The organism is Streptomyces sp. NPDC086023 (genome assembly GCF_044540325.1).
In the GTDB taxonomy this organism is placed as follows: domain Bacteria; phylum Actinomycetota; class Actinomycetes; order Streptomycetales; family Streptomycetaceae; genus Streptomyces.
The window spans coordinates 207,179-218,550 of the sequence record NZ_JBITRX010000011.1 but is presented as its reverse complement, the minus strand read 5'-3'; the positions used below and the strand labels follow the sequence as shown (position 1 = coordinate 218,550).

Below are 11,372 nucleotides of genomic sequence, written 5' to 3'. Positions count from 1 at the left end.
GCGGGGCGCCAGGGCATCACCGTCGGCCCACTCCTGGCTCACTCCCGGCTCACTCCTGGCGGGTGAGGCAGTGCCGCGGGCACCGCGCACACACTGGTTTCCCGAACCGTTCCGCCCGCCGGGAAGACCACCGGCCGGGCGGACCGGCGGGGCGTACCGGTCGCCCCGCGGGGAGGAGGCGCCACCGTGGTCACGAAGTCGCACCCCACGCCCCACTGGCCGACCCCCGACGAGCGGGCCGCCGCGGGCAAGGCCGCCCGCGCCCGCGTCCGCCGCGCGGACCAGGGAGGCCACGAGCCCGCCCCCGACCGCCCCGACCCCGTCGCCACCCTGGAGGCCCAGGCCGCCTCCCGCGTCCCGGAGCTGGTCCCCATCCGGTACGGCCGGATGCTGGAATCCCCGTTCCGGTTCTACCGCGGCGCGGCGGCGATCATGGCCGCCGACCTGGGCCGGGCGCCCCACACCGGCCTCACCACCCAGCTGTGCGGCGACGCCCACGCACTGAACTTCGGCCTCTTCGCCTCCCCGGAGCGGAACCTCGTCTTCGACATCAACGACTTCGACGAGACCTGCCCGGGCCCCTTCGAGTGGGACGTCAAGCGCCTCGCCGCCGGCTTCTCCGTGGCCGGCCGCGACAACGGCTACGACGAGGTGGACCGCCGCGCGGTCGTCCGCGAGGCCGTCCGCTCGTACCGCGAACGGATGCGCGCCTTCAGCGACATGCGGGTCCTCGACATCTGGTACGCCCACGACGACGCCGAGGACCTGCGCGCCCTGGTCGCCGCGGAGGGCACCCGGACCATGCGCCGCCGCACCGACGAGGCCCTGACCAAGGCCCGCAGCAAGAACCACCTCCGGGCGTTCGCCAAGCTCACCCGCGTCGTCGACGGCGAACGCCGGTTCGTCGCCGACCCGCCGCTGGTCACCCCGCTCCGCGACCTGCTGGCCAAGGGCGGCGACAGCGATCCGGCGCCGGCCCTCCGCGCCCTCCTCGCCGAGTACGGCGGCACGCTGACCGCCGAACGCCGCGAGCTGCTCGGCCGGTTCCGCCTGGTCGACATCGCCCGCAAGGTCGTCGGCGTCGGCAGCGTCGGCACCCGCTGCTGGATCCTGCTCATGCTCGGCCGGGACGACGAGGACCCGCTGATCCTCCAGGCGAAGGAGGCGGGCGAGTCCGTCCTCGCCCCTTACGCCGGCCCGGTCACCCAGGACAACCAGGGGCAGCGCGTCGTCGAGGGCCAGCGGCTCATGCAGGCGGCCGGGGACATCTTCCTCGGCTGGCACCGGGTCACCGGCATCGACGGCCGCCGCCGCGACTTCTACGTGCGCCAGCTCCACGACTGGAAGGGCGGCCCCGACACCGACGCCATGGTGCCGGCCGGCATGCGGCTGTTCGCCAGGGTCTGCGGGGCCGCCCTGGCCCGCGCCCACGCCCGGGCCGGCGACCCCGTCGCCATCGCCGCGTACCTCGGCTCCGCCGACACCTTCGACCGGGCCCTGGCCGACTACGCCGAGGCGTACGCGGAGCAGAACCGGCGCGACTACGAGGCGCTCGCCGCCGCGGTCGCCGACGGGCGCGTCACGGCCGCCCCGGACCCGGCCGCCGCGCGGTCCTGAGATCACCCGCGCCGGGTGATGCGGGAAACGGCCGCGCGGGCGACAGTCGGAGCCGCACCATCCGCCAGAACAGGAGACTGCGATGGACCGCTACGTGCCGCTGGCCTACGACTACCCGCTGCTGGGTGCCTTCTGGACCACGATGTGGATCTTCCTATGGGTCCTGTGGTTCTTCCTGCTGTTCCGCATCATCGGCGACATCTTCAGCGACCACGAGCTCGGTGGCTGGGGCAAGGCCGGATGGATCATCTTCGTGATCGTCCTGCCCTTCCTGGGCGTCTTCGTGTACATCTGCGCCCGCGGCAAGAGCATGGGCGAGCGCTCGGTAGCCCACATGAAGGCGCAGCAGGAGCAGATGGACTCCTACATACGCGAGACGGCGGGCACCAAGGGCAGCAGCACCGCGGAGCAGCTCGCCAAGCTGTCCGAGATCAAGGCACGCGGAGACCTCTCCGAGGCCGAGTTCCAGGCGGCCAAGGAGAAGCTCCTCCGCTGAACGACCGCCTCCGGGACCACCGCATCCGAACCGCCACTCCGGCGGCGACCCGGACCACCACCGTCGCCGCCGACGCCACCGGGACGCAGCAGGTGGCGCGGCCGGGCCCGTGCCCGGCCACGCCACCCCCGCGTGCGCGGCGGCGCGACCACAGGCCACGCGACACCACAGGCCACGCCCCCCACCAGACACGCGCCCCACAGGGCGCGCCACCCCACGACCGGCCGCCGCCCCCCCCGGGGTCGAGCGGCGCTCGAGCGCGTACGGGCAGGGTGGGACGGCAGTACGCCACGCCGTGTCTCCAGGAAAGCAGCACATGTCCGCGCCGTTATCCGAAGCCGCGCCGCCCGCGGCCACCGCACCGGCCCGGCAGGGGGCCCTCGTCCGGCGCCCCGGGACGGCGCTGCGCGCCCGCGGGCCGCGTCCCGGCCCCGCGCTCGCGGTCATCGCCGGCGCCAACGCCACGATCCACCTCGACGACCCGCTGATGAACGTCGCCCTGCCGGGCATCCGGGCCGAGCTGCACCTGACGGCCCTCTCGGCCTCCTGGGTCATCGGCGCCCACCTGCTGGCCTTCGGCGGGCTGCTGCTGCTCGGCGGCCGGGCGGGCGAGGTCCTCGGCCGGCGCCGCGTCTTCGTCTCCGGCCTGGTCGTCTTCACCCTTGCCGGCCTGCTGCGGGCGCTCGCGCCCAACGGCGAGCTGCTGATCGCCGTACGGGCCGCCGAGGGGGCCGGCGCCGCCCTGGTCGCGGCCAACGGCTTCGTGCTGATGCTGGACGCCTTCCCCCGGGGACCGGCCCGCAAGAAGGCGATCGCCGTCTGCACCGCCGCCGGGGCGGCCTCGACCGCCGGCGGCCTGCTGCTGGCCGGCGCCCTCACCTCCGTCGGCTCCTGGCGCTGGGTCGTGCTGCTGAACGTGCCGCTCGGGCTGGTCCTGGCGCTGCTCGCCCCCCGGGTGCTGGCCGAGTCGGCCCGGATCCCGGGCCGCTTCGACGCCGCCGGTGCCGTGCTGTCCGCCCTGGGAGCGGCCTCCCTGGTGTACGGGCTGTCGCAGGCCGTCGAACGCCCCTGGTCCAGCCTGCAGGTGGCCGGCCCCCTGGCGTCCGGCGCCGCGCTGCTGGCGCTGTTCGTCCGGGTACAGAGGCACACGGCGCAGCCGATCGTACGGCTCGGTCTGTTCCGCGACCGGAACCGGGCGCTGGCGTACGCGAGCATGCTGGCCGTGCCCGGCGCGGTGATCGGCGCCTACTTCTTCCTGAGCCAGTTCTTCCAGCAGGACCGCGGCTGGTCGCCGCTGGCCGCCGCGCTCGCGCTGCTGCCTGTGCCGCTGACCACGGCTGCGCTGGTCGGCTTCGCGGTGCGGGAGGAGCGGGCCCTGGGCGCGAAGCGGGTGATGGCCATCGGCGCCGCCGCCCTGCTCCTGGAGAACCTGTGGCTGACGCGCCTGGGGCCCGAGGACCCGTACGCGACCGCCGTGCTGCCCGCCCTCGTCCTGCTCGGTGCCGGCCTGGCCTTCTGCGCCGTCCCCGCGACCGTGCTGGCCACCTCCGGGCTGAAGGCGGAGGAGACCGGATCCACCGGCAGCGTGCTCAACGCCTGCCAGGCCGTGGGCGGTTCGCTGTGCGTCGCGCTGCTGGTCACCGCGTCCTCCGGGCACGGGAGCCTCCCCGAGGCCATGTCCGCCGGCTTCGCCGCCGCGGCCGCCTGCGGGGCGGCCGTGCTGGCCCTCGCCCTAGGGCTGCGCTCCCGCCCCCGCTCGTAGCCCGTGGCTCGTAGGGCGATGGCTGAGCGGCCCCGCAGCCCGGGTCAGCGCGAAATCCGGTCGACGTGCGGAAGTCGCGGCTCCGGGGCCGGCCGCCGGCGGCGGGAACGATCGGGGCCGCGCATCCGTCCTCAGGGTGAGCAACGCTGCCGTTGCCTTGGCACGACCGGGGAGAGGGAGCCGTGGAACCGAGGGACGTTTCGACGCTGGAGACCGCGCTGCCGGACGGGCGGCGGCTGGTCCTGTCCTTGCCCGCGACGGACGCCGCGTGGGCCGCGGGCGGGGTGCAGGGACTGCGCGCCGTGCCTGCCACGCACGAGGGCCGCGGGGACGAGCCCGCTCCGCTGCCCGATGTCGAGCAGGCACAGCTGCTGAGGATCGCCCTGCTGGGTATCGGGGCCTGATCCCTGCCCCCGGCCCGGAGACGGCGCGAACCGGCGGATACTCTCGCACGGTTGTACGGAATCGGGGGGTCTGATGGCGGGCAGGGCGATGCCGGGCGTGGTGCCGGCGCTGATGGCGTGCGTGGTGCTGGCGGGCTGCGCGCCGGACGGGGGTAAGGGCGCCGCGGAGCGGGGCGCAGCCCCTCCCACGGCCTCGGTGCCGTCTGCGGACCAGGGCGCCGAACGGCCGCGCGCCACGGGCACCCCGCGGCCCGCCGGCAGCGCGCCGGGGAAGGCCGCCGGCCAGGTGGCCGCGAAGGGCGGCACCATCGGTGCCGCCGGTTCGGCATGCGTGCTGCCCGTGACCTTCGACTTCGCGGCCTCCTGGGAGCCGGCCGCCATCGAGCCGGCCCCTGCCGACTCCGTGCTGGGCAAGCTGACCCGGCAGGGCCCCTTCAACACCGTCTGCGAGATCGATGCCAAGCCCGCCGGTGCCATCGGGTTCCTGCGGGTGTACACCCGGGACGCCGGCGCGGGCTCCCCGCGCCGGGCGCTGGAGGCCTTCGTCGCGGGGGACCGGAACGCCCACGGGGCCGCGTACACCGAGACCGCCACGGGCGGCCTGCCCGTCGCCGCGGTGACGTACACCGTCACCAGCGAACTCCTCGGCGAGTCCAAGCGGGAGAGCGCGCTCGCCGTCACCACCCCGCGCGGGGCGGTGGTCCTCCACGTCGGCGGACTGGACACGGCCGAGCACCGGCGGATGCTCCCGGCGTACGAACTCGCCAGACGCAGCATCCGGCCGGCCGGCGGCACCCGCTGACACGGGGGGAGCCGCCGACCGGCCGGCATGCAGCCCTGAGCCGACCGGAACCCGGTCCCGGGCCGCCCGGAACTCAGCCCTGCGCCGCCCGGAAGCCGGGCCCCTGCGCCGCCCGGAACTCAGCTCTGGGCCGGCGGCTCCACCGGCGTCAGCACCACGAAGTCCGCGCCCGCCGGGTCGACGCAGACGGCCAGCCGGCCCACGCCCTCCGCGTCCTCGGGGCCCATCTGGATGGTGCCGCCCTGCTCCCTGACCGCGGCGACCGCGGCGTCGCAGTCCGCGACCGCGAAGACCGGGTGCCAGTACGGCTTGCCGTCCGCCAGCGTCAGGTGCTCCTTGGGCATCTCCATCAGGCCGCCCTGCATCCGCTCCTCGGGCAGCCCGGCCGGGGTGATCAGGGAGTACGTGCCCCCGCCGCCCGGCAGGCCCATGTCGCCGAACGTCCAGCCGAAGACGCTGCCGTAGAACTCCTTGGCGGCCGAGGCGTCGGTGGTGTACAGCTCCGTCCAGGAGAGCGAGCCCGGCTCGTCCACCAGCTCGATGCCGGTGTCCGAGCCAGGCTGCCAGGCGGCGAACTGGCCGCCCAGGGGGTCGGTGTACTGGGCCATCCGGCCCCACTCCCCGAGGTCCCGCGGCGCCACCCGCACGGTGCCGCCGCCCTGCTCGACCGCACGGGTCGTGGCGTCCGCGTCGGCGACCGAGTAGTAGATCATCCAGGCGGAGCGCGCCCCCTCCTCGGTGAGCTTCCCGAGGCCGGCGACGATCTTCCCGTCCTTCCGGAACATCCCGCCTTCCATGCCCTCGTCCCCGGCGCCTTCCCCGCCCGTGTCCATGGGCTCGTAGTCCCAGCCGAGCACGGCGCCGTAGAACGCGGCCGCGGCGGGCACGTCGGGCGCGCCGAGGTCGATCCAGCAGGGGGAACCGGGGACGAAATCGGTAGTGATCACGGGGTCTTCCCTTCCACGTGTCCGGTACCGACCCAGCGTGACACCGGCCACTGACACCCGCCCCCGGACGCGCCCGCCGCACCGCCCCGCACGGGGCCGCCGCTCAGTCCCCGGTCAGCGCCGGCCCGGTCCGCCGGGCCAGGGCGTTGCTGCCGATGGAGTTGTGCACGCTGAAGCTCACCGCGTCCGGGCGGTACCGGTCGTCGGACCACTCGACCGGCCGCCCGTCCCGCGTGGTGGTCATCCGGCGCACCCGCAGCAGCGGGCTGGTGCGCCGTACGTCCAGGAGTCCGGCGTCCTTGGCGCCGGCCGCCACCGCGTCGATGAGGTGCTCCCCGTACGCGAACACCAGCCCGGTGTCGTCCAGCAGGCGCTGCGTCACCGACGGGCAGTCCGGCTCGATGCGCTCCACGGCGGGGGCGATCCAGCCGGCGTACACGGTGCGCTCCAGCAGCACCGGTTCGCCGTCCAGCCCGCGCAGGCGCAGCACGTGCAGCACCGGCGCCCCGGCCGGCACCTGCAGCCGCATGACGTCCCGCTCCGTGGCGGGCCGGTACGCCGACTCCACCACCAGGCCGGTCGCCGTACGGCCCATGGCGGCGGCCCACTCGGCGAAGCTGCGCAGCTCGGCGAAGCTCTGGCTGCGGCGGCTGGCCAGCACCACGCGGCGGGCGCCCTGCCGGGAGCCGATCAGGCCCTCCGAGGTCAGGGCGAGGACGGCCTGGCGCACCGTGCCGCGGGAGACGCCGAACCGCGCCGCGAGCTCCGTCTCGGAGGGCAGCCGAGCCCCCACCGCGTACTCCTCGCGGTCGATTGCCCGGCGCAGTTCCTCGGCGATCTCCTCGTGCCGGGCCGTCATCGGCTGTGCCCCCGTCCTCGTGAGTGGACCTCGCAGGCGGACTGCGCGAGCGAGTGTCGTACCTGAGCGCTGACTGTGCGCCAAGTACGTGTCACCTACAGCCTAGGCGCTGCGCCCACGGAACCGGAACGAGCGAAGAGTGTCCAGGACATTGGCCTGATCCCGACGCTTCCCGTTCACCGGAACGTCATGACTGCCGGGCCTACTGAGGCCAACTTGTTCAGACAAGTTGGCGCCGATGGGCCCGTATCCCCGGGACCGCCGTGCCGCCGCCCCCACCCTCGTGCGCCCCCTCGCGCCGCCTCCCAGGAGAGACCGTGTCCCTGCCGAGAAGTGCCGCCCTCGCCGGTTGCCTCGCCGCCGTCGCCGCCCTCACCCTCACCGCCTGCGGTGCCGCCCCCGAGAAGGCCGCCGCCACCTCGAACGGCAAGGACGCGGCCACCGCGACCTCCGCCGCCGACTTCGGCGGGATGGACGCCCTCGTCAAGGCCGCGAAGAAGGAGGGCGTGCTGCACGCGATGGCCCTGCCCCGCGACTGGGCCAACTACGGCGCCCTCATCGACGGCTTCACGCAGAAGTACGGCATCAAGGTCGAGGTCGAGAACCCCGACGGCAGCAGCCAGGACGAGATCAACGCCGTGACCAGCCGCAAGGGCCAGGACCGCGCCCCCGACGTCCTCGACCTCGGCACCTCCTTCGCGGTCAGCGGCGCCCAGCAGGGCCTGTTCGCCCGCTACGAGGTCGCCGCGTACCACGACATCCCGTCGGGCCAGAAGGACGACAACGCCGGCTGGGTCAACGACTACGGCGGCTACGTCTCCATCGGCTGCGACGCCAAGCGCGTCAAGAACTGCCCCACCACCTTCAAGGACCTGCTCAAGCCCGAGTACAAGGGCCAGGTGGCCCTGAACGGCAACCCGACCAAGTCCGGCTCGGCCTTCGGCGGCGTCTACGCGGCCGCGCTCGCCAACGGCGGCTCCCTGGACGACATCCAGCCCGGCATCGACTTCTTCGGGAAGCTGAAGCAGAACGGCAACTACACGCCCGTCGAGTCCACTCCCGCCACCGTCGAGAAGGGCGAGACGCCCATCAGCATCGACTGGGACTACCTCAACGCCGGCTACGCCGAGCAGTTCAAGGGCAAGGGCGTCGACTGGCAGGTCGCCGTCCCCGAGGACGGCAAGTACGCCCAGTACTACGCCCAGGCCATCAACAAGGACGCCCCCCACCCGGCGGCCGCCCGCCTGTGGCAGGAGTACCTCTACAGCGCCGAGGGCCAGAACCTGTGGCTCAAGGGCTACGCCCGCCCCGTCCTGATGCCCCTCATGGAGCAGGCCGGCACCCTCGACCAGGCCGCCGCCGCCAAGCTCCCGAAGGTCACCGGCACCCCCACCTTCCCCACCGAGGCCCAGCAGACCAAGGCCAAGGGCACCCTCGCCCAGAACTGGGGCAAGGCCGTCGCCGGCTGACCCGGCCCGCCGACCCCACCGAAACGGAACCGGACGATCCCCCACCACGCCCCATGGCCACGGACATGACCACCGACACCACCACCGCGCGCACCGCCGCCGCGTCCCCCGTGGACGCGGCCGCGGCCGCCCCCGCCGCCCGGACCGGGCGGCGGGCCCGCCGCGGCGGCGCCCTCGCCGTCGTCCCCCTGCTCCTCTTCACCGCCGTCGCCTTCGGCCTGCCGGCCCTCGCGATGCTCGACGGCGCCTTCACCGTGAACGACCCGGCCACCGGCACCGCCGCGTACGGCCTCGGCAACCTCACCGCCTCCTGGCAGGGCGCCTACCTCACCGCCCTCCTCGGCAGCGTGAAGCTCTCCGCCACCTCCGCCGTCCTCGCCGCGGTGCTCGGCCTCCTGCTCGCCCAGGCGGTCGTCACCTCCCGGATACGGGCCCTGCGCGAGGCCGTCCTGACCGCCTCCGGCGTCCTCGCCAACTTCGGCGGCGTACCCCTGGCCTTCGCCTTCGTCGCCACCCTCGGCAACTCCGGCGTCCTGACCAGGCAACTGGGCCTGGCCGACACCGGCTGGAGCCTGTACAGCTTCTGGGGCCTCGTCCTCGTCTACCTGTACTTCCTGGTTCCCCTGATGGTGCTGACCATCACCCCCGCACTGGACGGCCTGCGCACCCAGTGGCGGGAGGCGGCCCAGAACAACGGCGCCACCCGGCGCCAGTACTGGCAGTACGTCGCCCTGCCCGTCCTCGCCCCCTCGCTCCTCGGCGGCCTCGTCCTGCTCTTCGGCAGCGCCTTCGCCGCGTATGCCACGGCCGCCGCGATGGTCGGCAGCTCCGTCCCCCTCGTCACGCTCCAGATCGCCGACGCGATCTCCGGCAACGTGCTCATCGGCCAGGAGAACGTCGCCCTGGCCCTCAGCCTCGACATGGTCCTCGTCGCCGGCCTGGTCATGGCGGTCTACCTCCCCCTGCAACGACGGAGCGCCCGATGGCTCGCCTGACCCCCCGCCCCGTGCCCTGGCGGGCCCTCGTCCTGACCGTGGCCGCCCTGTACTTCCTGGTCCCGCTCGCCGCCTCGGTGGTCTTCACCGTCGACGTCCCGGGCCGGGGGCTCGACCTCGACGCCTACGCCCGGATCCTCGGCACCGAGGGCTTCCTGCCCAGTCTGCTGCTCTCCCTCGAACTGGCCGCGGCCACCATCGCCGTTGTCCTGCTGCTGATGGTCCCCGCCACCGTGGCGCTCCGGCTGACCGCGCCGAGGCTGCGGCCCGTCGTCGAGGTCGTCTGCTCGCTGCCGCTCGTCGTACCGCCCATCGCCTTCGTCGCCGGCATCGGCACGGTCCTCAAGTGGGGTCCCGAGCACCTCTCCCGCACGCCCCTCTTCCAGACCTTCGTCGCCGTCCAGAACCCGGACTTCCCTTTCGTCCTGGTCCTCGCGTACGCCGTGATGGCGCTGCCCTTCGTGTACCGGGCCCTCGACGCGGGCCTGCGCGCCGTCGACGTACGCACCCTCGTGGAAGCGGCCCGCAGCTGCGGCGCGAGCCTCCCGCACGCCCTGCTCCGCGCCGTCCTGCCGAACCTGCGCGGCGCCCTGCTCAACGCAGCCTTCCTCACCCTGGCCCTGGTCCTCGGCGAGTTCACCACCGCCCAGCTCCTCGGCTTCCGGCCGTTCGCCGTCTGGATCGTCAACACCAGCGGCTCCGACGCCCAGATGTCGGTGGCCGTCTCCGTCATGAGCCTGCTGGTCACCTGGCTCCTGCTGCTGGCCCTGGCCGGCCTCGGCGGCCGCCGCACCCCCTCCTCGACCACCGACCGGAAGTGACACCCGCCATGACCCTCACCGCACCCGAGAAGACCACGGCCACCGCCGCCACGGTCGAACTGCGCGCCCTGCGGCGCACCTTCGGCGCCACCACCGCCCTCGACGGCCTCGACCTGACCGTCCGCCCCGGCGAACTCCTCGCCCTGCTCGGCCCCTCCGGCTGCGGCAAGACCACCGCCCTGCGCATGCTGGCCGGCTTCGAGCACCCCGACTCCGGCGAGATCCTCGTCGACGGCCGGGACGTCACCGCCGTACCGGCCCACCGCCGCGACGCCGGCATGGTCTTCCAGTCGTACAGCCTCTTCCCGCACCTGAACGCCCTCGACAACGTGGCCTTCGGACTCCGGATGCGCAAGGTCCGCTCCGCCGAGCGGCGCTCCAGGGCCGCCGAACTCCTCGACCTGGTCGGCCTTGCCGACAAGGGAGACCGCTTCCCCCACCAGCTCTCCGGCGGCCAGCAGCAGCGCGTCGCCCTGGCCCGCGCCCTCGCCCTGCGCCCCCGCGTGCTCCTGCTCGACGAACCGCTCTCCGCGCTCGACGCCAAGGTGCGCCTCACGCTCCGCGAGGAGATCCGCCGCCTCCAGCAGGAGCTGGGCATCACCACCCTGTTCATCACCCACGACCAGGAGGAAGCGCTGTCCATGGCCGACCGGGTGGCGGTCATGCGCGCCGGCCGGCTGGAGCAGATCGCCACCCCGGCGGAGCTGTACGCCCGCCCCGCCACCGCGTTCGTCGCCGAGTTCGTCGGCACCATGAGCCGCCTCCCCGGCCGGCTGCACGCGGACGCCACCGTCGAGGTGCTGGGCGGCCGCCTGCCGGTCGACGGCACGCCGCCCGCGGGTGGCAGCGCGGGTGGTGGAGTGGGTGGCAGCGCGGGTGGTGGAGTGGACAGCGCGGGGGTCGACGTACTCGTCCGGCCCGAGTCCGTCCGGGTCGCCCCCGACACGGCGGGCGACGCCCGGGTCCTGGGCACGTCGTTCCTGGGTGCGACGGTACGGGTCACCGTGGCCCTCCCCGACGGCACCCCGGTCAAGGCCGACCTGCCCGCCCACGAGGCGGCCGCGCTCCCGGTCGGGGCCCCCGTACGGCTGTCCCTGCCCGACCGCCCGGTCCTGGTCGCGCCTCGGGCGTCCTGACGAGACCCCGCCCCCCGCCCCGCCGCCAGCCGCCAGCTGCCAGTTCCGACCGCGTCGGTCGCCT

The 11,372-nt window shown here is 74.4% G+C and carries 11 protein-coding genes; 9 read left to right on the top strand and 2 right to left on the bottom strand.

Features of this window, described 5'->3' with window-relative positions; genetic code table 11:
* Positions 1-186: 186 nt before the first annotated feature.
* The 5 genes from ACIF6F_RS22920 to ACIF6F_RS22900 all read left to right on the top strand — a co-directional run bounded on the left by ACIF6F_RS22920 (position 187) and on the right by ACIF6F_RS22900 (position 5,081).
* Positions 187-1,617, top strand: a complete 1,431-nt coding sequence (locus ACIF6F_RS22920) for a DUF2252 domain-containing protein (protein WP_399949409.1) — start codon at positions 187-189, stop codon at positions 1,615-1,617.
* Between the two features lie 82 nt (positions 1,618-1,699).
* Complete coding sequence (locus ACIF6F_RS22915; protein WP_399949407.1) at positions 1,700-2,113, top strand: SHOCT domain-containing protein; 414 nt, start codon at positions 1,700-1,702, stop codon at positions 2,111-2,113.
* Positions 2,114-2,429: 316 nt separating this feature from the next.
* Positions 2,430-3,875, top strand: coding sequence for an MFS transporter (locus ACIF6F_RS22910; RefSeq protein ID WP_399949405.1), 1,446 nt, complete (start codon positions 2,430-2,432; stop codon positions 3,873-3,875).
* Positions 3,876-4,057: 182 nt separating this feature from the next.
* A complete protein-coding gene (locus ACIF6F_RS22905; RefSeq protein ID WP_399949403.1) occupies positions 4,058-4,279 on the top strand; it encodes a hypothetical protein in 222 nt (73 codons plus the stop codon).
* Between the two features lie 73 nt (positions 4,280-4,352).
* Positions 4,353-5,081: a lipoprotein gene (locus ACIF6F_RS22900; protein ID WP_399949401.1), complete on the top strand. Its 729-nt coding sequence runs from the start codon at positions 4,353-4,355 to the stop codon at positions 5,079-5,081.
* Positions 5,082-5,200: 119 nt separating this feature from the next.
* On the opposite strand, the gene ACIF6F_RS22895 is transcribed toward ACIF6F_RS22900, so the two are convergent.
* Complete coding sequence (locus tag ACIF6F_RS22895; protein ID WP_399949399.1) at positions 5,201-6,028, bottom strand: VOC family protein; 828 nt, start codon at positions 6,026-6,028, stop codon at positions 5,201-5,203.
* A gap of 103 nt (positions 6,029-6,131) precedes the next feature.
* Positions 6,132-6,887 carry a GntR family transcriptional regulator gene (locus ACIF6F_RS22890; RefSeq protein WP_399949397.1) on the bottom strand — a complete coding sequence of 252 codons (756 nt, stop codon included), beginning with the start codon at positions 6,885-6,887 and terminating at the stop codon, positions 6,132-6,134.
* Positions 6,888-7,210: 323 nt separating this feature from the next.
* On the opposite strand from ACIF6F_RS22890, the gene ACIF6F_RS22885 reads away from it, so the two are divergent.
* The 4 genes from ACIF6F_RS22885 to ACIF6F_RS22870 all read left to right on the top strand — a co-directional run bounded on the left by ACIF6F_RS22885 (position 7,211) and on the right by ACIF6F_RS22870 (position 11,308).
* Positions 7,211-8,356 carry an ABC transporter substrate-binding protein gene (locus tag ACIF6F_RS22885; protein WP_399949554.1) on the top strand — a complete coding sequence of 382 codons (1,146 nt, stop codon included), beginning with the start codon at positions 7,211-7,213 and terminating at the stop codon, positions 8,354-8,356.
* 65 nt (positions 8,357-8,421) lie between these two features.
* Positions 8,422-9,351: an ABC transporter permease gene (locus ACIF6F_RS22880; protein ID WP_399949395.1), complete on the top strand. Its 930-nt coding sequence runs from the start codon at positions 8,422-8,424 to the stop codon at positions 9,349-9,351.
* Positions 9,339-10,172 carry an ABC transporter permease gene (locus tag ACIF6F_RS22875; protein WP_399949393.1) on the top strand — a complete coding sequence of 278 codons (834 nt, stop codon included), beginning with the start codon at positions 9,339-9,341 and terminating at the stop codon, positions 10,170-10,172. Before ACIF6F_RS22880 ends, ACIF6F_RS22875 begins: the two co-directional genes overlap by 13 nt.
* Before the next feature lie 8 nt (positions 10,173-10,180).
* Positions 10,181-11,308: an ABC transporter ATP-binding protein gene (locus tag ACIF6F_RS22870; RefSeq protein WP_399949391.1), complete on the top strand. Its 1,128-nt coding sequence runs from the start codon at positions 10,181-10,183 to the stop codon at positions 11,306-11,308.
* The last annotated feature ends 64 nt before the right edge of the window (positions 11,309-11,372 follow it).

What these genes read in the sequence shown, in the direction of transcription:
- ACIF6F_RS22915 (WP_399949407.1), top strand. Translation starts at nt 1,700, where the DNA reads ATGGACCGCTACGTGCCGCTGGCCTACGACTACCCGCTGCTGGGTGCC.
- ACIF6F_RS22910 (WP_399949405.1), top strand. Translation starts at nt 2,430, where the DNA reads ATGTCCGCGCCGTTATCCGAAGCCGCGCCGCCCGCGGCCACCGCACCG.
- ACIF6F_RS22900 (WP_399949401.1), top strand. Translation starts at nt 4,353, where the DNA reads ATGGCGGGCAGGGCGATGCCGGGCGTGGTGCCGGCGCTGATGGCGTGC.
- ACIF6F_RS22890 (WP_399949397.1), bottom strand. Translation starts at nt 6,887, where the DNA reads ATGACGGCCCGGCACGAGGAGATCGCCGAGGAACTGCGCCGGGCAATC.
- ACIF6F_RS22880 (WP_399949395.1), top strand. Translation starts at nt 8,422, where the DNA reads ATGACCACCGACACCACCACCGCGCGCACCGCCGCCGCGTCCCCCGTG.
- ACIF6F_RS22875 (WP_399949393.1), top strand. Translation starts at nt 9,339, where the DNA reads ATGGCTCGCCTGACCCCCCGCCCCGTGCCCTGGCGGGCCCTCGTCCTG.
- ACIF6F_RS22870 (WP_399949391.1), top strand. Translation starts at nt 10,181, where the DNA reads ATGACCCTCACCGCACCCGAGAAGACCACGGCCACCGCCGCCACGGTC.